Raw genomic sequence first — 20,841 nt, 5'->3', positions numbered from 1 at the left:
TTACACCTTTTCCACGTTCACGAGGAAGGCCTTAAACTCCGGCGTCTGCGTGTTCGCATCGCCGACGAACGGCGTCAGGGTGTTCGCAATGAACCCTTTCTTCGCCACGCCCTCATAACCCCAGTGAATCGGAATACCGATGGTATCCACCTGCTGACCGTGAACGTTCAGCGTACGAATACGCTTGGTCACCACCGCCTTGGCCTTGATGTAGCCGCGGTTGGAGGAGACCTTCACGGTATCGCCATGGGCAATGCCGAGCTTGCTCGCCAGCTTCTCGCCGATCTCCACAAACTGCTCCGGCTGCGCGATGGCGTTAAGCAGCGCGTGCTTGGTCCAGTAGTGGAAGTGCTCGGTCAGACGGTAGGTGGTGCCGACATACGGAAACTTGTCTTTTTTGCCCAACGCCTCGAAATCGCTCTTAAAGATACGGGCGGCCGGGTTAGAGACCACGTTCGGGTGCAGCGGGTTGGTGCCCAGCGGCGTCTCAAACGGCTCGTAGTGTTCCGGGAACGGCCCTTCCGCCATCTTATCAATAGCAAACAGACGTCCCATCCCTTCAGGCTGCATGATAAACGGCCCGACATCGCTGCCCGGAGGCGCGGTGCTGTAGTCCGGAATATCCACGCCGCCCCACTTCGCGCCGTCCCACTTCAGCAGCTGACGCTTCGGATCCCACGGCTTGCCCTGCGGGTCAGCAGAGGCACGGTTATAAAGAATGCGGCGGTTCAGCGGCCACGACCATGCCCAGCCCAGCGTATTGCCGAGGCCCGACGGGTCGGCGTTATCGCGGTTAGCCATCTGGTTGCCTTTCGGCGTCCAGCTACCGGCAAAGATCCAGCAGCCGCTGGAGGTGGTGCCGTCGTCGCGCAGGTGCGCGAAGGTACTCAGCTGATCGCCTTTCTTCGCCAGCACCGCCCCGGTGGCCGGGTCGATAACGTCTGCCAGCGCCTTACCGTTGCTCTCCATCGCCACCTCTTCCGGGGATGGGTTCTCCGGCGTCGAGTAGTTCCAGGTCATGTTCAGCACCGGTTCCGGGTTCGCGCCGCCTTCAGCCGCGTACATCTTACGCAGGCGTAAGAAGATACCGGCCAGGATCTCGCCGTCGTTCATGGCGATGCCCGGGGCGTCCGCGCCTTTCCAGTGCCACTGCAGCCAGCGGCCGGAGTTAACGATAGAGCCGTTCTCTTCCGCGAAGCAGGTGGATGGCAGACGGAACACTTCGGTCTGAATCGTCGACGGATCGACGTCGTTCGATTCGCCGTGGTTCTGCCAGAAGGTCGAGGTCTCGGTATTGAGCGGGTCAATGGTGACCAGGAACTTCAGTTTTGACAGGGATGCCACAACCTTGTTCTTGTTCGGGAATGAGGCAACCGGGTTAAAGCCCTGGCAGATATAGCCGTTGACCTGGCCCTGGTTCATCATCTCGAAGTACTGGAGTACGTCGTAGCCTTTGTCCCACTTCGGCAGCCAGTCAAAGCCCCAGCTGTTTTCCGCCGTCGCTTTGTCGCCGAAGAAGGCTTTCATCATCGAGACGAAGAACTTCGGATAGTTGCTCCAGTAGTTCACCTGGCCTTCAAGCAGCGGTTTTGGCGTGCTGGCCGTCAGGTAGGTTTGCAGGTCGGTCTGTTTCTCGCTTGGCAGGTTCATATAACCCGTCAGGCTTTGTGACAGCAGGCCGAGGTCGGTCAGACCCTGAATGTTGGAGTGGCCGCGCAGGGCATTCACGCCGCCGCCTGCCATCCCCATGTTGCCGAGCAGCAGCTGAACCATCGCCATAGTACGGATGTTCTGCGCCCCGATGGAGTGTTGCGTCCAGCCGAGGGCATACAGGAACGAGGCGGTTTTATCGTGAACGCTGGTTTCAGCGATCATCTCGCACACCTTCAGGAAGTCCGCTTTCGGCGTCCCGCAGATGTTTTCGACCACCTCCGGCGTATAGCGGGAAACGTGCTCTTTCAGCAGATTCCACACGCAGCGCGGGTGTTGCAGGGTGGTGTCCCGTTTCGCAAAGCCGTTCTCGTCCAGCTCGTAGTTCCAGCTGGTTTTGTCGTATTTACGTTTTTCGGCGTCATAACCGCTGAACAGGCCATCTTCGAAGTGGTAATCCTCACGCACGATCAGGCTGGCGTTGGTATAGGCTTCGGTGTATTCGCGGTTATATTTTTCGTTAGTCATCAGGTACAGCAGTACGCCTGACAAGAAAGTGATGTCAGTACCTGAACGAATAGGGGTGTAGAAATCCGCCACTGACGCAGTACGCGTAAAGCGGGGATCGATCACAATCAGTTTCGCACCGTTGTGGATTTTGGCTTCCATCGCCCAGCGGAACCCGACAGGGTGCGCTTCAGCGGCGTTACCGCCCATCACCACAATGAGGTTGGCGTTCTTGATGTCGACCCAGTGGTTGGTCATCGCACCGCGACCAAATGTTGGAGCAAGACTTGCTACCGTTGGTCCGTGTCAGACACGCGCCTGATTGTCGACCGCGAGCATACCGAGTGCGCGCGTAAATTTCTGGGTTAAATAGCCGGTTTCGTTACTGGAAGCAGAGGCACACAGCATCCCGGTGGAGAGCCAGCGGTTAACGGTGGTACCTTCAGTGTTCTGCGCGATGAAGTTGGCATCGCGGTCTTCTTTCATCAGCTTAGCGATGCGATCGAACGCCTCTTCCCAGCTAATCTGCTGCCATTTGTCGGAGCCTGGCGCGCGATATTCCGGGAATTTCAGGCGGCTTTCTGAGTGGATGAAATCCACCAGACCGGCCCCTTTCGGGCAGAGCGCGCCGCGGTTGACCGGATGATCCGGGTCACCTTCGATATGGAAAATAGATGCTTTGGCGTTTTTCGCGCCGTCGCCGAGGCTATACATTAACAGCCCACAGCCGACGGAGCAGTACGTACAGGTGTTACGGGTTTCGCGGGTGCGCAGCAGTTTGTACTGCCGTGTTTCCGCCAGCGCGACGCCGGGTGCAAAGCCCAGTGCTGCTGCCGTGGTGCCTGCCATACCGCCAGCGCAGATCTTAAAGAACTGCCTTCTGCTGACCTGCATGGGTCACTCCTTGTTTCGACATTGCTACCTTTTATAGGGCGTGTCGCAGGGGCGTTCTGCCGCTTTCTGCAACGCGCCTTATTCAGGTACATATAGTTTTACTTTACGGTTACAAAATAACCGTAAAGGGATGGGATTTTGGATTCCCTCGGTTCCGTGAGGGATAAGGGGGCAGAATACCACATTGTCGGTAGGCTTGTTTGAATGTAGTTAAAACAAAGTGAACGGAATCTAAGCGTGCTAATTTAAAATTGTGAACCAGATCACCTTATTGATCCTGCGTGTTACAGGGGTGTAGCAACCTGTTCGCCGGGCTCCCTCGCAGGGAGTAAAGCCAGCTAACCGCCCCTTCACTGAAAAATTGATCCATCTCCGGCGCTAAACGCTGCTATTTATGCTGCAATAGCGCCCTTATTTGCGAAGTTGCCCAGGAATGATGTCGTGTCAAAAGAAAACCGTGATAACCCTTCCCAGCCCGTTGGTGTAGTAGCCTGTGAGGTGCGCAGACCCCCACAGCTTAACCAGCCCATTCCCGACTGGCTGGCACAGGAAGTGCCCGTGGCGCTGGTTTATAACGGTATTTCGCACGTGGTGATGATGGCTTCGCCTAAAGATCTGCCTCTGTTTGCCCTCGGTTTTTCGCTCTCGGAAGGGATTATCGACCACCCGCAGGAGATCTACGGGATGGATGTGGTGTCGGTTTGCAACGGGATGGAAGTGCAGATTGAACTCTCCAGCCGACGCTTTATGGCTCTTAAGGAGCGCCGTCGCGCGCTGGCCGGGCGCACCGGCTGCGGCGTATGCGGCGTGGAGCAGCTGAACGACATCGGTAAGCCCATCACGCCGCTGCCCTTCAGCCAGACCTTCACCCTGGCGAACCTCGATATCGCGCTGCAAAATCTCAACTCGGTACAGCCGGTGGGCAATCTGAGTGGCTGTACGCACGCCGCCGCCTGGGTACTGCCGTCGGGCGAGATCGCGGGCGGACATGAAGATGTGGGCCGCCATGTGGCGCTGGATAAACTGCTGGGCCGCAGGGCGGGAGAAAGCGTCGCCTGGCAGCAGGGGGCCGCGCTAGTCTCCAGCCGGGCCAGCTACGAGATGGTGCAAAAGGCGGCAATGTGTGGGGTCGAGATCCTGTTTGCCGTATCCGCCGCTACCACACTGGCGGTTGAGGTGGCCGAGCGTTGCAACCTGACGCTGGTGGGGTTCTGCAAGCCGGGAAGAGCCACGGTCTATACTCATCCGCAGCGGTTGATTGTTGATCAGTAATTTTGAATGAAGTAAGCAAATCCTTCCGCTATCAGTTGTCGGTGATGAGGCCTATTATTTATCACATCAAGGCACGGCGCCTTACACCAACAACTTATTGAAAGGGTCACTATCATGAAAAGCATCAAAACTTTTGTCGCTGTTATCGCTCTGGTTACTTCTTTCGGTTCTTTCGCTGCCCAGTCCGTCACCGCATCCGCCAGCACCATTGATGGCGCGGAAGCGAAAATTGCCGCTCAGGCTGAGCAGGCAGGCGCTTCCTCTTACACCATTGCCCAGGCCTTCTCCGGTAACCGTGTACACATGACCGCTGAACTGAACAAATAAGCACACAGCATCTGTCGAAAGAGCGCCTCCGGGGCGCTTTTTTAGTTTATGCCCGCCAGACGTAATAGCGCCGTAACCACCGCCGCCGCGACGATCACGAAAATCAACGGCACCTTGCGCCAGGCGAGGAACACCGCAAAGGCCACACCCAGCACCCGCGCCATCCCGGCGAAATGCTCCCCTTCATAGAAGGTGGTCGCCAGCGCCACCGAAAAGAGCAACACCGTTGCCGCATCCGAGAGCAGCGCCTGGGAGCGTTCAGAGAGGGCTAACCGGCTGCCCAGTTTCGCCCCGCCGAGACGCATCAGGTAGGTGCCTGCGGAAAGCAGGGCGATGCCGAGAATAAAAACGGTCATATTTTCCATTATTTCTTCCTCGCCGCGAGACCAAGCAGGGAGAGCAGCACCGGCAGGCCCACCGGCGCAAACGGCACCGCGGCCAGGGACAACGCCGCCCCGCTACAGGCGCGAATCAGCGTGGTGCGGTTCTTAAAGGCGGGCACGACTAAGGCCAGCAAAATGGCCGGGAAGACTGCATCCAGCCCTATGGTCTCCGGCTCCGGCAGCAGTTTGCCGACCATCGCTCCCAGCAGGGTGCCCAGCGGCCAGATGATGGCCACCCCCAGGCCGCAGAGCCAGTAGGCGGCTTTGCGCTGTTCCGGCGTTTTTTGCGACAGGCCAAAGACAACGCTTTCGTCATTCATAATGTGGCAGCCCAGCAAGCTGGTGCCGCGCTTGCCCACCAGCTCACGCACCGTTACGCCAAACGGCACGTGGCGGGCATTGACCAGCAGCCCGGCGGCGGCCGCGGCAAGGGGGTTACCGCCGCTGGCGACAATGCCGATAAACATAAATTCCGAGGCGCCCGCCAGCACCGAAATGGAGAGAACAAACGGCACCCACAGCGGAAAACCGTACGCCATCGCCAGCGAGCCGTAGGACATCCCCACGACGCCCACCGCCAGACAGACCAGGATGATGGCTTTGACCGTGTCGCCTTGCAGACAAGAGAAAGTGTGCTTCATACAAATTTAGCCATATCGAACGAGTATCCATTATAATGAACGCAATAATATCGTTTATCAAGATGAACGAATCGTTCGTTTTAACAGTGTATGAGATCGTTTTATGACGCAGCCAATTAGCGTGATCGCCAAAAGTCTGGTGCGAGAGCGCACGCGGACCGGGCTTTCACTGGCAGAGATCGCCCGCCGTGCCGGGATCGCCAAATCCACGCTCTCCCAGCTGGAGTCCGGTAACGGCAACCCCAGCCTCGAAACGTTATGGTCGCTCTGCGTGGCGCTGGATATTCCGTTTGCCCGCCTGCTTGAACCGCAGCAGCCTGCCACCCAGGTGATCCGCCTGGGTGAAGGCACAAAAGTGATTGCGGAGCAGGCAAACTATGAGGCCATTTTACTGGCGGCATGCCCGCCGGGCGCCCGACGTGATATCTATATTTTGATGGCCCAGCCCGGCGCGGACCGTATCTCCCACCCGCACCCGCCGGGTTCGGTTGAGCATATTATTGTGATGAAGGGGCGGGCGCTGATTGGCCTGACCGAATCGCCCGAGGAGCTGGGGCCAGGGGACTATATTTGCTATCCTGCCGACCAGCCGCATCTCTTCAAAGCCCTTGAGCCCGATACCTATGCGCTCATGGTGGCGGAACAAAACTAACCCAAAGACACGGATAATCATGTCGCTTAAAGCCATTGCTAAAGAACTGGGACTGTCGGTAACGACGGTAAGCCGCGCCCTCAACGGCTATTATGACGTTTCCAACGAGACGCGGGCCCGCGTGGAGGCTGAAGCGCAGCGCCGCGGCTATCGGCCGAATACCTTCGCCCGTCGTCTGAAGATGGGCAAAATCGACGCCGTGGGGCTGGTCTTTCCGGTGCATCCCGTTCCGCTCAATAACAGCGTCTTTATGGACATGGTCGGCGAAATTAGCCACCAATTAGCGCGACATGAAATCGACTTACTACTCATTGCCGATGACGATCTGGCTGATAAACACAGCTATATGCGTATGGTGCAGAGCCGTCGCGTGGATGCGCTGATTGTGGCCCATACGCTGGATAACGATCCGCGTCTCGAGCAATTGCAGGCCGCCGGGTTCCCCTTCCTGGCGCTCGGGCGCAGCCATCTGCCAAAGCCCTATGCCTGGTTCGACTTTGATAACTATGCGGGCACGCATACTGCCACCCAGCACCTGATTGCGCGCGGGCATCAACGCATCGCGTATCTGGGCGAAAGCCACAATCAGGCTTTTATCACCCAGCGCCGTCAGGGCTATCTCGACGCCCTGAAAGAGGCCGGACTCTCCAGCGAATGGCTGCGCACCATGCCGCCTTCACGCCGGGCGGGTTACACCACCACTCAGGAGCTGCTGGCGCTGGATGTCGCCCCCACGGCGATCGTCACCGACTGCAACACCCACGGTGACGGTGCGGCGATGGCGCTGGCCCAGATGGGACGCTTAACCGGCGAGCATGCCGTGTCGCTGGTGGTGTATGACGGCCTGCCGCAGGACAGCATTGTCGATATCGACGTGGCGGCGGTGATCCAGTCCACCCGTCAGGGCGTGGGTAAGCAGATCGCCGATATGGTGCTGCAGCTGATCAATGGCAGCGAAATCAGCCAGCTTCAGGTCTTATGGCAACCGGAATTCTCTCCGGGCCAGACGGCATAATTCTCCCTAATTTCTAAACCCGATCACAAATCCGAAACGTTTTGGTTTGTATCCGAAACGTTTCGGATCAACACTCAGGATATCCCGATGACAGGAGATGTCCGATGCAAGAGGCTATTTTACGACTCGCGAGCGAAACGGTGGATGTGGTGATCAAAACACATCCGTTCGCCGAAATTCTTTACTGGGGGCCACACCTTCGCCACTTTTCGCCGCAGGATGCGGCCACGCTTTCCCGCCCGATTGCTAACGGCAGACTGGACGTAGACTCGCCGGTGACGCTGATGGCGGAGCTTGCCCACGGCCTGTTTGGCGCGCCGGGCATAGAAGGCCACCGTCAGGGGCTGGATGGTTCGCCGCGGTTTCGTACCGTCGCGGTAGCGCAGCAGGGACAATCCCTGACTCTCACCGCCGAAGACGACACCGCTGGCCTGCGTCTGACCAGCGAGATCGCCCTCGATGACAGCGGCGTGCTGGCGATCCGCCACGGCCTGACCAACCTCAAAAGCCTGCCGTGGCAGGTTGATCGTCTGGCCGTCACCCTGCCGCTGGCGGAACGGGCCCGCGAAGTCATGGCGTTTCATGGCCGCTGGATCCGCGAATTCCAGCCGCATCGCCTGCTGCTGGAGCACGACAGCTTTGTGATTGAGAACCGCCGGGGCCGCAGCTCCCACGAGCATTTTCCGGCGCTGATTAGCGGCACGCCGGGCTTTAGCGAAATGCACGGCGACGTCTGGGGCGTGCATCTGGGCTGGAGCGGCAACCATCGCCTGCGCGCGGAGGCCAAAACCGATGGCCGCCGTTATCTGCAGGCCGAAGCGCTCTACCTGCCGGGTGAAATGGCGGTGGAGGAGGGGGAAACCCTGTGGACCCCACGCCTTTACGCCAGCTACTCCGCGCACGGGCTGAACGGCATGAGCCAGCAGTTCCACCGCTATCTGCGCGCCAACATCATCCGCTTCCCGGAGAACAAACCGCGACCGGTGCATCTCAACACCTGGGAGGGGATCTACTTTAACCACGACCCGGAATACATCATGCGGATGGCGGATGAAGCGGCCTCGCTGGGGGTGGAGCGTTTTATCATTGACGACGGCTGGTTCAAAGGCCGCAACGACGACCATGCCGCGCTGGGGGACTGGTATCTCGACGAGCAGAAATACCCCAACGGCTTAACGCCGGTGATCAACCACGTCAAACGCCTCGGCATGGAGTTTGGCATCTGGGTGGAGCCGGAGATGATTAACCCGAACTCCGATCTCTGTCGCGCCCACCCGGACTGGGTGCTGGCCCTGCCGGGGTATGAACAGGCCACCGGCCGCCACCAGTGGGTACTGAACCTCAACATTCCTGCCGCTTTCGACTACCTGCTGGAGCGCATGAGCTGGCTGCTGGGTGAGCATCAGGTTGACTATGTGAAGTGGGACATGAACCGCGAGCTGGTACAGCCGGGCCATAACGGTAAGGCCGCGGCCGATGCCCAGACCCGCCAGTTCTACCGCCTGCTGGATACCCTGGGCGAGCGCTTCCCGCACGTGGAGTTTGAATCCTGCTCCTCGGGTGGCGGGCGTATTGACTATGAGGTGCTGACCCGCTGCCATCGCTTCTGGGCGTCGGATAACAACGATGCGCTGGAACGTAATACTATCCAGCGTGGCATGAGCTACTTCTTCCCGCCGGAGGTGATGGGCGCGCATATCGGTCATCATAAATGTCACGCCACTTTCCGCCAGCACAGCATCGCCTTCCGGGGCCTGACGGCGCTGTTCGGCCATATGGGGCTGGAGCTGGATCCCCTCGCCGTGGATGAGCAGGAGCGCGAAGGCTACCGGCACTACGCGGCCCTGCATAAGCAGTGGCGCGAGGTGATCCACCACGGCACCCAGTGGCGGGTGGATATGCCCGACAGCACCACCCTGGCGCAGGGAATTGTGAGCGCGGATCAGCGTCAGGGGCTGTTTATTGTCAGCCAGATGGCGATGCCGGACTACACCCTGATGATGCCGCTGCGTATGCCGGGGCTGGCGGCCAACGCCCGGTACCGCATCACGCTGCTCGATCACCCCAATATCCGCCTGACCGGGGAGGGAGGGCACACCATGCGCAAGCTGCCAGCCTGGATGGAGACGCCGCAAACGGTGAGCGGCGAATGGTTGATGCAGGCGGGGCTGGCCCTACCGGTTCTGGATCCGGAAACCGCCATTCTGATTGGCGTTGAACGCGTATAAGGGTAACGGGCCGGTCAACCGGCCCTGAGTTGAGGATAAAAATAATGAACACGACTGCCTGTACCCACAAAGATAACCCGAATTTCTGGATCTTCGGGTCGTTCTTCTTTCTCTACTTCTTCATCATGGCCACCTGCTTTCCGTTCCTGCCGATCTGGCTGTCGGATATCATCGGTCTGAATAAAACCCATACCGGGATCGTCTTCTCCTGCATCTCGCTGTTTGCCATCTCATTCCAGCCGGTGCTGGGAGTGGTGTCGGACAAGCTGGGGCTGAAAAAACACCTGCTGTGGATCATCGCGGTCCTGCTGTTTCTCTTCGCGCCCTTTTTCCTCTACGTCTTCGCTCCGCTGCTGAAGACCAACATCTGGCTCGGGGCGTTAAGCGGTGGGGTCTATATCGGCTTTGTCTTCTCGGCGGGATCGGGCGCCATTGAGGCCTATATTGAGCGCGTAAGCCGCAACAGCTTCTTTGAGTATGGCAAGGCGCGCATGTTTGGCTGCCTCGGCTGGGGGCTGTGCGCCTCGACGGGCGGCATCCTGTTTGGCATCGATCCGTCGTATGTCTTCTGGATGGGCTCCGCCGCGGCGCTGGTCCTGATGCTGCTGCTGGTAGTGGCAAAACCAAAACCTAACCAGACCGCGCAGGTGATGAACGCCCTTGGCGCAAACCAGCCGCAGATCACCGTCAAAACCGTCATCAACCTGTTCCGCCAGCGCAAAATGTGGATGTTTATTCTGTACGTGATTGGCGTGGCCTGCGTCTATGACGTCTTCGATCAGCAGTTCGCCACCTTCTTTAAAACCTTCTTCGCCACGCCGGAGGCGGGCACGCGGGCATTTGGCTTTGCGACCACCGCCGGAGAGATCTGCAACGCCATCATCATGTTCTGCTCGCCGTGGATCATAAACCGCATTGGCGCGAAAAATACGCTGCTGATTGCCGGGGTGATTATGGCGACGCGTATTATCGGTTCGTCATTTGCCACCACCGCCGTCGAAGTGGTGGCCCTGAAGATGCTGCACGCGCTGGAAGTGCCGTTCCTGCTGGTGGGGGCGTTCAAGTATATTACCGGCGTGTTTGATACCCGGCTCTCCGCGACCATCTACCTGATTGGCTTCAACTTCGCCAAACAGCTGGCGGCGATTTTTCTCTCCGCCTTCGCCGGGAATATGTATGACCGGATCGGCTTCCAGGATACCTACCTGATGCTGGGCTGTTTTGTGCTGGCGGTGACAGTGTTGTCGGCGTTTACGTTGAGCAGTAAGCGGGAGATCGCTGCCGCGAACGCGGCAGCGTTAACACATCAGGCCAGGTAAAACACCTCTTTTAGCCCGGTACTCACCGGGCTGTTGTCCGGGTTAGCGGGCATCACCTCTCCCATATATTTCCACCAGCGCTGGCAGACATCGGTGTTCGCCACCGCATTCCAGCGCTCTTCCGATTCGATCTCCACCGTGGCAAACAGCAGGTGACGTTCTTTATCGAGATAAATGGCGTAATGGTGGGCGCCGTGGTCTTTCAGCACCGCTTCCAGCTCGGGCCAGATCGGGTTGTGGCGTCGTTCATACTCCTCGTGTGCGTCAGGGTTTACCTGCATCACAAAGGCTTTGCGGATCATAATGCCTCCAGATAGAGTTCGCGCACCTCGTCGCGGCTGGCGCTGCGCGGGTTGCAGGGGGCGCATGGGTCGGCGAGGGCTTTGTCGAGCCAGCCTTCGATGTCGGCTTTGGTGACGCCCAGCTTGCTGAAGCCGGATGGAATACCGACGCGACTGCTCAGGGTGCGGATGGCGTTGATCGCCGCCATGCTGGCCGCTTCGTCGCTCATCTCGCGGGTGTCCACACCCATCGCCTGGGCCACGCGGGCAAAGCGTTCCACGGCGTTCGGGCGGTTAAAGTTTTCGATGATCGGCAGCAGGATGGCGTTGCACACGCCGTGCGGCAGGTTGTGCGTGGCCCCCGGCTGGTGGGCCAGGGCATGCACCAGCCCCAGTCCGGCGCTGTTAAAGGCCATACCTGCCAGATACTGGCCGTAGGCCATCTGCTCGCGCGCCTCCAGGTTATGTCCGTTGTCGACCGCCTCCGGTAGCCAGTGGGTAATCAGGCGAATCGCCTCCAGCGCGTTGGCATCGGTGAGGGGGTGAGCGCCGACGGAGACATAAGCTTCGATGGCGTGGGTCAGGGCGTCCATCCCGGTGGCGGCGGTGACAGAGGTCGGAATAGCGAGCATCACGCTGGCGTCATCCACGGCGATATCCGGGATGATGTTCGGGTCGATAATCACCTCTTTGACCTGACGTGCCGAGTCGATGATCACCGCATTGCTGGTCATCTCTGCCGCCGTACCTGCGGTGGTGTTGATGGCCACCAGCGGCACGCCGGGGTTGAGCACTTTGCCGACGCCGGAATAAGCGGTAGACGGTCCAGGATTGGCGGTGAGAATTTTAATCGCTTTGGCGGTGTCGATCGGGCTGCCGCCGCCGAAGGCAATGATGTAATCGCACTGGGCATCCTGGAAAGCGGCAAAGCCCTGCTGCACCAGCTCTTCCGTCGGATTCGGGAAGACCGCGTCAAACAGGTGATACGACATCTGCTCTGCGTCGAGGGCGGAAAACAGGCTGTCGAGCAGCCCCATTTTCACCAGCTGACCGTCGGTGACAATCAGCGCGGTGCCCCACTGTTTGTTCGCCACCAGCTTAACCATATCGCCGATTGCGCCTGCGCCGTGCAGGCTGATTTTCGGCAGCGCCAACATAAAGCTCATGATAATTCTCCTTAATTACGGTGATTTTTATGCCCGGCGGCGCTGCGCTTGCACGCAGCGCCACCCGGCACTAGATCCGTCTTCGCTGCATCACGCGGCGGGTGATGATCGGCAGGGAGATCACCACAATCAGCATCGCGCCGATAATCACCGACATCACGATGCCAGGCACGTTGAGCAGGCTCAGGCCGAAGGTGACCAGCCCCATCAGGAAGGCGGCGATAATCACGCCCACCATGCTGCCGGACCCGCCAAGAATATTGACCCCGCCAAGCACCGCCATGGTCACCACCGCCAGCTCCCAGCCCATCGCGATGGTCGGGCGGGTACTGCCCAGACGCGAGGTGAGCAGCACCGAGGCCAGCCCGGCCATCAGCCCCACCAGGGCGAAGAGGATCAGGTTGTGACGCTTGACGTTGATGCCGGAATACCATGCCCCGGTGGGGTTATTGCCGATGGCGTAGGTACGACGCCCGAAGTTGGTTTTGTGCAGTACGAAGGCAAACACCACCGCCAGCACCATAAACAGCGCGAACTCAAACGACAGCGCACCCCAGACGTATCCCTGGCCGAACCAGGCGAAGCTCTCCGGCCAGGTATTAAGCGCCTGGTCACCCAGCAGAATGTAGGTGATGCCGCGATAGAGGCTCATGGTGCCGATGGTGATCACAATCGACGACAGGTTAAAGCGGGTCACCAGCAGGCCGTTGAACAGCCCGCACAGCAGGCCAACCCCTAACCCCACGCAGACCAGCCACGGCGTATCCAGCCCCGCCGCCGCGCAGAAGCCCATCACCGTGGAGCTCAGGGCGATAGTGGAGGCCACCGACAGGTCAATCTCCCGGGCGATAATCAGCATCGCCATCGGCAGCACGATGATCGCCTTTTCAGTGAAGTTGAAGGTCGCATCCGACAGGTTCCAGATATTCAGGAAGTACGGGGAGGCCAGGGCATTGCCCACGAACACCGCCAGGGTGACCGCCAGCAGAAAACCCTCCCAGCACAGCAGGCGCTGGAAAATGCCCGCCGGGGCCGGGGTATTTTTCATCTCTTCAGAGGTCATCACTTTACTCATGATCTCACCGCCTGTTTCTGACGTGCCAGCGCCGCATCGCGCAGGATCAGCCGTCCTTTGCGCTTGTTGCCGCGTTCATTGAGCAGCACCGCAATCACAATCACCATCCCGGAAATCGCCATCTGCCAGAACGGCGACACGCCGATCACCGGCAGGGCATTGTTGATGACGCCGAGGAACAGCGCCCCGCACAGGCACCCTAACACCCGGCCCGTACCGCCCATGGTGCTGATGCCGCCGATCACGCAGGCCGCCACCACCTGAAGCTCAAAGCCGTTCGCCACATCGACATAGGCCACCGCGAAGCGCGAGATCCACAGATAGCCGCAGAACCCGGCCAGCGCCCCGGAGAGGCAGAAGCTGACAAACTGCATTTTGCCGGCGTTGATGCCGGTGTAGTACGCTGCCGTGGCGTTACCGCCTGCAGTGTAGAGCGCCCGCCCGGTGCGGCTGTAGCGCAGGAAATAGCCCACCAGCAGCAGGGCGGCGATGGCGCACCAGCTCAGCACCGGTAAACCCAGCACCGACGCACGCGGCAGACCGAGGAAATCCGCCCCCATCTGGTTGGAGTTGACCCAGCCGCCGCCGGAGAGCAGAAAGATAATCCCGCGGTAGATGCTCATGGTGCCGAGCGTCACCACTATCGCCGGGATGCCCATCTTCCACACCAGCAGACCGTTGATAACGCCCATCAGCAGGCCCAGGGCCGTCGCCAGGATGAGCAGCACCCAGACCGGCACCTCGGGGTAATGAAAGTTAATCAGGGCGACAATCATCCCGGTCAGCGCCAGGTTCGCCGCCATCGACAGGTCGATGCCTTTGGTGAGCAGCACCATCATCTGGCCGAGGGCGAGGATGATCAGAATCGAGGTATCGTTAAACATCTCCACCAGGTTACCCGGCGCGATAAACGACGGGACGCGGGTGCCGATGGCAAGCACCATCAGCACAATCACCGCTGCCAGCAGCGCCTCGCGGTGTTTAAGCAGTTGTTGTACCATTATGCGGCCTCCTGTCTGGCACCGCTGGCGGCGCTGACGATGGTTTCGGCCGTCGCGCCCCCCGCCTGATACTCCGCCACCATTAACCCTTCATGCATGACGATAATACGGTCGGCCATGCCCATCACTTCCGGCAGTTCAGAGGAGACCATGATCACCGCCAGCCCCTGACCGACCAGCTCGGACATAAACTGATGTACCGCCGCTTTGGAGCCGATATCGATCCCTTTGGTCGGTTCATCGAGGATGATGACGTCCGGGTGGGTCGCCAGCCATTTGCCGATCACCACTTTCTGCTGGTTGCCACCGGAGAGAGTTTCCATCGCCTGCTTCCAGCTAAAGGCTTTCACCTGTAGCCGCTTCGCATATTCATCCGCCAGCTGCCACTCGCGATCGTCGTTCAGCACGCCGCTGGCGTTGAGCTTGCTGAGCTGCGGCAGGCTGATGTTCTGCGCAATCGACAGCTCGATAATCGCCCCCTGCTTCTGGCGCTCTTCCGGCACGCAGACGATCCCGGCTCTGATGGCGTCCGCCGGCTGGCGGGGAAATGCTGCGCTTTGCCGTTCAGCACAATGCTGCCGGAGGAGGGGCGCGAGACGCCGGAGAGCGCCTGCATCAGCTCGGTACGCCCGGCGCCTACCAGGCCATAGAAGCCGAGGATTTCGCCTTTGCGCAGGGTAAACGAAATATTGGCGAACTCGGTGGGGTGGCAGAGATCCTGCACCTCCAGGACGATGTCGCCCTTCTCGCATTCCACTTTTGGGAAGGTCTGGGTAATGGCGCGACCCACCATCATCGCCACCATCCGCTCTTCGGTGATGTCGTTGATGGCCCCGGCTCCGACAAACACGCCATCACGCAGGATGGTGTAGTGATCTGCCAGCTCAAAAATCTCGTCGAATTTGTGGGAGATAAAGAGGATGGCTTTTCCCTCCTGCTTTAAGCGCTCGACAATCTGATAGAACTCGAGAATTTCATGCTGCGACAGGGCGGCGGTGGGCTCATCGAGGATCACTACCTGGGCATCAAACGACAGCGCACGGGCAATGGCCACCATATGCCGCTGGGCGATGCTCAGGGTTTTCAGCGTCGCGCGCGGGTCAATCTGCACCTCCAGACGGGTGAGGATCGCCTGCGCCCGGCGGTGCATCTCCGGCCAGTCGAGCTTTTTGAAAAAGCCTTTATAGAGATACTGACCGACAAAAATATTTTCGGTGACCGACAGCTCATCGAACAGCACGGTCTCCTGGTGGATGGCGGTAATCCCCACCTTGTGCGCCGCGTCAGGGGTCGGCAGCTGGATGGGGATCGCTTTATAGAGGATTTCGCCCTCGTCGGGCTGGTAGATGCCGGTCATCACTTTCACCAGCGTCGATTTACCCGCGCCGTTTTCACCGATCAACGCGGTGACTTTGCCGGGCCAGAGTTCAAGCTGCACGTTCTCAAGGGCACGCACGCCAGGGAAAACCTTGGTGATGCCGTTGAGTGCCAGTAATGGGGTCATGATAGTTCTCCACCATAGGGGATTTTGTAGGCCGGATGGCGCTACGCTTATCCGGCCCCATAGGGGATTTTGTAGGCCGGATGGCGCTACGCTTATCCGGCCCACAAAACGCATCAGAAGATTTTCGAGAACTTATCAATATTGCTGGCATCGTAAACGAACGGCTCAGCCATCGCGCCTTTGCCGTCGGCATCCAGCTTCACTTTGCCCAGTTTACCCATGCTGGCTTCGTCTTTGGTCGCCGTGCCTTTCACCAGATCGTCCGCTAAATAGGTCGCGGCATATCCGAGGTCGATAGGGTTCCAGATGGCGAAGCTCTTGCTGGCGCCAGATTTCACCGCGCCCGCCATTTCAGACGGCAACCCTAAGCCGGTGACGTACACTTTGCCGATCTTGCCCTGGTCTTTCACCGCCTGCGCCGCCGCCACGATGCCGACTGACGACGGGGAGACGATCACTTTCAGATCCGGGTAGGTTTTCAGCAGGCCAACCGCTTCGCGGTAGCTCTTGTCAGAGAGATCGTCGCCATAAGCCACGGTCACCAGATTGACGGACGGGTACTGCGGCAGCACCTTTTTCATCTCGGCAATCCAGGTATTCTGGTTAGTGGAGGTAGGGGTAGCGCTCAGCACCGCCACGTCGCCTTTCTCCACGTTCAGCGCTTTTAGCGCTTCGGCCGCCAGCTTGACGTTGGTCTCGCCAATCAGCGCGTTATTAGAAGGGTTAAGGTGGATCTGGCGCCCGGCTTTCGCCACGCCGGAATCCCAGGAGACCACTTTGATCCCGCGCTGCATCGCTTTTTTCAGCACCGGCACCACGGCGTCAGGATCGTTGGCGGAGATGGCGATCGCATCGACACCCTGAGCGATCAACCCGTTCAGGACTTCGATCTGGGCTTCTGCGGTGGTGGTGGTCGGGCCGGTATAGATGACTTTGACATCCCCCAACTCTTTAGCTGCCTCCTGGGCACCCACGTTTGCCGCTTCAAAGAAGCCATTACCTAAGGATTTCGCCACCAGGGCGATTTTCACTTCAGCTAAAGCAGAACCGGACAACGCCAGGGCGGCAACGGTGAGGATCAAGCTTGTCTTTATTTTCATTGCTTTTACTCCACTTAATTGAGTTTTGTAGGGTTTGCAGGTGTAGGTTCGCCCCGTCTCAATGAGCGGGGCGCGATGTTCTTATTTGTAGAGATCTAACGCTGACTGCACCGGGTTGACGCCAAAGCGTTTACCCAGCGCAATCAGTTCTTCCCGGGTGATGGTCTGCTTCATGCCACCCATTGAATAAACTTTTACCAGCACTTCCGCCGATTTCTCGGCGGTATCGATCAGGCCAAAGGTTTCGTCCAGCGTCGGGCCGCTGCCGAACACGCCGTGGAATGGCCACAGCACCAGCGAATGTTTTTGCATCTCCACCGCCGTGGCGCTGCCGATTTCGTCGGTACCCGGCACCATCCACGGCAGAATGCCCACGCCATCCGGGAACACCACCAGACACTCGGTGCTGCCTTCCCACAGCTGGCGGGTGATGACGTCTGAGTTGTTCTCCAGGACAAAGGTCAGGGCGATCAGGTTGGTGGCGTGGCAGTGCATGATCACGCGATCTTTCCCACCGGTGGCTTTGATACGCTCGCAGTGGGAGAGGAAGTGGGCCGGCAGTTCAGAGGTTGGCACCGCTTCGTCAGTCAGCCCCCAAAGAATGTGGTAGCCCGCGCCGTCGCTGTCCACTTTTACCACCCCTAAATTGGCGGTGGGATCGAGCTGCACATTGCGGAAGAACTTGCCGGAACCGGTGACGATAAACGGCGTGTTGGCGAGCAGCGGCATCGGCTGGCTCAGGGCGATATAGCGCGGATTGGCGTGGAAATCCGCTTCAAACGGGGCGATATCCGCGTCATCCAGGCGCAGCGTCAGGTTGCCGCCGTTGCGCTCGTCCCAGCCTTTCAGCCAGGCGTCGGAGGTGGCTTTGATCATGCCCTGGACGAACCAGGATTGGGTGATGGTCTGCATTTTTTGATTCCTTTGAAAATGCCCGGCGGCGCTTCGCTTGCCGGGCCTACAGCTAAACGTAGGCCGGGTAAGCGAAGCGCCACCCGGCAATGTTATTTACGTGCGACTGGCTAATACGTCCTGCTCATACGCCCGCACGGTATCCAGCCACTGGCTGCCCGCCGGGGCGTCGTTGCGCTGGCAGTACATCTCCCATACCGCCTGCCACGGCAGTGATTTTTGCTCTTCCAGCAGGGCCAGACGCGCGGTGTAATCCCCCGCGGCTTCCAGCGCGCGCAGCTCGGCGGTGGGCTCCAGCAGGGCGCGCAGCAGGGCTTTCTTCATGTTGCGGGTGCCAATCACCCACGCCGCGATGCGGTTGATGGAAGCATCAAAGAAGTCGAGGCCGATGTGTACCCGGTCGAACAGGTCATGGCGGATAATTTCGCTGGCGATGGCCTGGGTTTCGTCATCCAGCAGCACCACGTGGTCGCTGTCCCAGCGCACCGGACGGCTGACGTGCAGCAGCAGGTGCGGCACATAGAGCATCGCGGCGGAGATCTTGTCGGAGATGACTTCAGTCGGATGGAAGTGGCCCGCGTCCAGGCACAGCGCGGTCTGGCGGCTGGTGGCGTAACCCATGTAGAACTCGTTGGATCCAACCGTGTAGCTCTCGGCGCCAATGCCAAACAGCTTGCTCTCCACGGCATCGATGTGGTGCGCCGGGTTCAGCTTTTCACTGATGGCTTCATCCAGCGCCGCCAGCAGGCGCTGACGTGGGGCGAGGCGGTCAACGGTGATGTCTTTCATCCCGTCCGGGATCCAGATATTCATCACTGATGGGGTGCCAAGCTGCTCGCCAAAGTATGCCGACACGCGGCGGCTGGCCTTCACGTGGTCGATCCAGAACTGGCGGATCTCGTCATCAGCGTGGGCGAGGGTAAAGCCGTCGGCGCTCAGCGGATGCGAGAAGCAGGAGGGGTTAAAATCCAGCCCCAGCTTGTTGGCTTTCGCCCACTCGACCCAGTTTTTAAAATGTTCTGGTTTGATGGCGTTACGCTCGACGGGCTCGTCGGATTCCAGATAGATAGCGTGCAGGTTAAGGCGCTTAGGGCCCGGGATCAGGCTCAGGGCCAGCTCCAGATCGGCCCGCAGTTCGGCGGCGTTGCGCGCCTTGCCCGGATAGTTACCGGTGGCCTGAATACCGCCGGTCAGCGCGCCGCCTGGGTTCTCAAAACCGGCGACATCATCACCCTGCCAGCAGTGCATAGAGACCGGCAGACGGTCGAGCTGACGCAGAGCCTCCTCGACATCCACGCCCACGGCGGCGAAACGCTGTTTAGCCAGTTCCCAGGCTTGTTCAAGTTGAGTGGTCATGCGCAAAGCTCCTTTGTCGGTCGTTGTTGCTGAAACTGCGCCCGGTAGCGGGCAATCTCATGATCGGGATGAGGGGTAAAGGTGGTCAGGCCATAGTTGCCGGTCACCACCTGGCGGAACTGGTCGACGTTGTTCAGTTCGTCGAGGGTCATCAGCTGAATGCCAATATTGCCGAGGGTGGAAGCCTCGACCGGCCCGGCTAACACCGTGATGCCGCAGGCGTTGGCGCACAGCTGGTTGAGCAGCTGGTTCTGGCAGCCGCCGCCCACAATGTGCAGCTCGCTGAACGGCTTCCCGCGCAGGGTGGCCAGCTCGTGCAGCACCTCGGCATAGAGCAGGGCGAGGCTGTCGAAGATGCAGCGCGCCAGCTCGGCGGCGCTCTCCGGCACCGGCTGCGCGCTTTCGCGGCAGGCGGCCTGGATTTCGGAGCTCATATTGGTCGGATTGATAAAGCGATCGTCATTGGGGTTGATCAGGAAGCGGCATGACGACAGGGTTTCCGTCTCAGCGATCAGGGCAGCCATGTCGCTGATACCTTTTTCCTTCAGCACCCGCTGCAGCAGCCACAGCCCCATAATGTTTTTCAGCACCCGGTAGCGGCCCTCTGCGCCGCCCTCGTTGGTGATGTTGGCCGCCAGCGCGCTATCGCTGGTGTAGGGGGTTTTGCTCTCAAAGCCCATCAGCGACCAGGTGCCGGAGGAGAGATACGCTGCATCCTTTGAGGTCAGCGGGGCGGCGATCACCGCGCTGGCGGTGTCATGGCTGGCGACGGCCACCACCGGGATGGCATTCTCCTGGGGGCAAATCCAGTGACCGATCACATTACCCGGATGGGTCGGCGTGCCAAACCAGTCGCGCGGCGCGCCGGTCCAGTTGAGCAGGTTCTCGTCCCAGGTATCGGAATTGATGTTCACCAGCTGGGTAGTGGTGGCGTTGGTATATTCCCAGTTCATCTGGCCGGTAAGGCGGTAGCTGAAGTAGTCCGGGATCAGCAGGGCGTGGGCGACCTTCGCCACCAGCTCCGGCTGCTGTTCAACCAGGGCACGCAGCTGATAGAGGGTATTAAAGGGCAGGAACTGGATGCCGCTGCGGCCATAGATCTCCGCTTTGCCCAGCTGCGCCAGCGCGTGCGTCATTACCCCGTCGGTGCGGCTGTCGCGGTAGGAGACCGGCAGGCCGACGCGCTGGCCGTGGCTGTCCAGCAGCACATAATCCACGCCCCAGGTATCAATCCCGATGCTGTCGATGCGAATGCCTTCTTCACAAACCTTATTCAGCCCGGTGCGGATCTCCGCTTCCAGATTGTCGATATCCCAGCAGTCAAAGCCGTCCCGCTTTTGCAGACAGTTAACGAAACGGTGGATTTCACGAAGCTGAAGCGTACGCGCCGCGCGGTGGTAGCTTGCCAGCATCACCCGGCCGCTGGATGCGCCTAAATCGACAGCCACACAATGGCGAAAAGTCATGGTCCGGTCCTTCCTGAAGTCATTGCCGAACAGTGTAAAAAAGGGAAGGGAAGGCGACCTTCTTGCTACTGACAGCGCATTTCCGGCGCTGG

At 59.5% G+C, this 20,841-nt stretch carries 17 protein-coding genes and 1 pseudogene; 6 read left to right on the top strand and 12 right to left on the bottom strand.

Annotated elements, in window-relative coordinates:
• Nucleotides 1-3,051 (bottom strand): formate dehydrogenase-N subunit alpha, encoded by a 3,051-nt coding sequence (gene fdnG / locus FHC51_RS05210; protein ID WP_220435036.1) that lies wholly within the window; start codon nucleotides 3,049-3,051, stop codon nucleotides 1-3.
• 441 nt (nucleotides 3,052-3,492) lie between these two features.
• Between fdnG and fdhD the strand changes: the two genes are divergently transcribed.
• Both fdhD and FHC51_RS05200 read left to right on the top strand, forming a co-directional pair.
• Nucleotides 3,493-4,323, top strand: coding sequence for a formate dehydrogenase accessory sulfurtransferase FdhD (gene fdhD, locus FHC51_RS05205; protein ID WP_103825276.1), 831 nt, complete (start codon nucleotides 3,493-3,495; stop codon nucleotides 4,321-4,323).
• A gap of 114 nt (nucleotides 4,324-4,437) precedes the next feature.
• The gene (locus FHC51_RS05200; RefSeq protein WP_220435035.1) at nucleotides 4,438-4,650 is read left to right on the top strand and encodes a DUF1471 domain-containing protein; all 213 of its coding nucleotides are present in this window, start codon (nucleotides 4,438-4,440) and stop codon (nucleotides 4,648-4,650) included.
• 41 nt (nucleotides 4,651-4,691) lie between these two features.
• On the opposite strand, the gene FHC51_RS05195 is transcribed toward FHC51_RS05200, so the two are convergent.
• Together FHC51_RS05195 and FHC51_RS05190 are read right to left on the bottom strand one after the other, a co-directional pair.
• On the bottom strand, nucleotides 4,692-5,015 hold the full coding sequence (locus FHC51_RS05195; protein WP_103825275.1) for an AzlD domain-containing protein: 324 nt from the start codon (nucleotides 5,013-5,015) through the stop codon (nucleotides 4,692-4,694).
• Nucleotides 5,015-5,674: an AzlC family ABC transporter permease gene (locus FHC51_RS05190; protein ID WP_220435034.1), complete on the bottom strand. Its 660-nt coding sequence runs from the start codon at nucleotides 5,672-5,674 to the stop codon at nucleotides 5,015-5,017. Before FHC51_RS05190 ends, FHC51_RS05195 begins: the two co-directional genes overlap by 1 nt.
• 103 nt (nucleotides 5,675-5,777) lie before the next feature.
• Here FHC51_RS05190 and FHC51_RS05185 point away from each other — a divergent pair, with 103 nt between their 5' ends.
• The 4 genes from FHC51_RS05185 (at nucleotide 5,778) to FHC51_RS05170 (ending at nucleotide 10,888) form a co-directional block, all read left to right on the top strand.
• Complete coding sequence (locus FHC51_RS05185; RefSeq protein WP_114316362.1) at nucleotides 5,778-6,326, top strand: helix-turn-helix domain-containing protein; 549 nt, start codon at nucleotides 5,778-5,780, stop codon at nucleotides 6,324-6,326.
• Nucleotides 6,327-6,345: 19 nt separating this feature from the next.
• Nucleotides 6,346-7,341, top strand: coding sequence for a LacI family DNA-binding transcriptional regulator (locus FHC51_RS05180; protein ID WP_220435033.1), 996 nt, complete (start codon nucleotides 6,346-6,348; stop codon nucleotides 7,339-7,341).
• Between the two features lie 104 nt (nucleotides 7,342-7,445).
• The gene (locus FHC51_RS05175; protein WP_220435032.1) at nucleotides 7,446-9,569 is read left to right on the top strand and encodes an alpha-galactosidase; all 2,124 of its coding nucleotides are present in this window, start codon (nucleotides 7,446-7,448) and stop codon (nucleotides 9,567-9,569) included.
• Nucleotides 9,570-9,613: 44 nt separating this feature from the next.
• Nucleotides 9,614-10,888, top strand: a complete 1,275-nt coding sequence (locus FHC51_RS05170; protein WP_114316364.1) for an MFS transporter — start codon at nucleotides 9,614-9,616, stop codon at nucleotides 10,886-10,888.
• Here FHC51_RS05170 and rhaM read toward each other — a convergent pair.
• The 9 genes and pseudogenes from rhaM to rhaB form a co-directional block, all read right to left on the bottom strand.
• Nucleotides 10,876-11,190: an L-rhamnose mutarotase gene (gene rhaM, locus FHC51_RS05165; RefSeq protein ID WP_103177536.1), complete on the bottom strand. Its 315-nt coding sequence runs from the start codon at nucleotides 11,188-11,190 to the stop codon at nucleotides 10,876-10,878. The genes FHC51_RS05170 and rhaM overlap by 13 nt on opposite strands.
• Nucleotides 11,187-12,335 carry a lactaldehyde reductase gene (gene fucO, locus FHC51_RS05160; RefSeq protein ID WP_220435031.1) on the bottom strand — a complete coding sequence of 383 codons (1,149 nt, stop codon included), beginning with the start codon at nucleotides 12,333-12,335 and terminating at the stop codon, nucleotides 11,187-11,189. Before fucO ends, rhaM begins: the two co-directional genes overlap by 4 nt.
• A gap of 70 nt (nucleotides 12,336-12,405) precedes the next feature.
• On the bottom strand, nucleotides 12,406-13,410 hold the full coding sequence (locus tag FHC51_RS05155; RefSeq protein WP_103177534.1) for an ABC transporter permease: 1,005 nt from the start codon (nucleotides 13,408-13,410) through the stop codon (nucleotides 12,406-12,408).
• Complete coding sequence (locus FHC51_RS05150; RefSeq protein ID WP_220435030.1) at nucleotides 13,407-14,411, bottom strand: ABC transporter permease; 1,005 nt, start codon at nucleotides 14,409-14,411, stop codon at nucleotides 13,407-13,409. The genes FHC51_RS05155 and FHC51_RS05150 overlap by 4 nt, the downstream gene beginning before the upstream one ends.
• Nucleotides 14,411-15,915: pseudogene (locus tag FHC51_RS05145) on the bottom strand (sugar ABC transporter ATP-binding protein). Before FHC51_RS05145 ends, FHC51_RS05150 begins: the two are co-directional and overlap by 1 nt.
• A 113-nt stretch (nucleotides 15,916-16,028) precedes the next feature.
• Nucleotides 16,029-17,015, bottom strand: coding sequence for a rhamnose ABC transporter substrate-binding protein (gene rhaS / locus FHC51_RS05140; RefSeq protein WP_220435029.1), 987 nt, complete (start codon nucleotides 17,013-17,015; stop codon nucleotides 16,029-16,031).
• Nucleotides 17,016-17,096: 81 nt separating this feature from the next.
• Entirely contained in the window at nucleotides 17,097-17,927 is an 831-nt protein-coding gene (gene rhaD, locus FHC51_RS05135) for a rhamnulose-1-phosphate aldolase (RefSeq protein WP_103825265.1), read from the bottom strand.
• 96 nt (nucleotides 17,928-18,023) lie between these two features.
• Entirely contained in the window at nucleotides 18,024-19,283 is a 1,260-nt protein-coding gene (gene rhaA, locus FHC51_RS05130; protein ID WP_220435028.1) for an L-rhamnose isomerase, read from the bottom strand.
• Nucleotides 19,280-20,749 carry a rhamnulokinase gene (gene rhaB, locus FHC51_RS05125; protein WP_220435027.1) on the bottom strand — a complete coding sequence of 490 codons (1,470 nt, stop codon included), beginning with the start codon at nucleotides 20,747-20,749 and terminating at the stop codon, nucleotides 19,280-19,282. The genes rhaA and rhaB overlap by 4 nt, the downstream gene beginning before the upstream one ends.
• Nucleotides 20,750-20,841: the final 92 nt, after the last annotated feature.

Source organism: Leclercia sp. EC_58, from assembly GCF_019584355.1.
Taxonomy (GTDB): domain Bacteria; phylum Pseudomonadota; class Gammaproteobacteria; order Enterobacterales; family Enterobacteriaceae; genus Enterobacter.
Note: the sequence above shows the minus strand (reverse complement) of the source record. Positions and strands in the feature narration are given on the sequence as shown.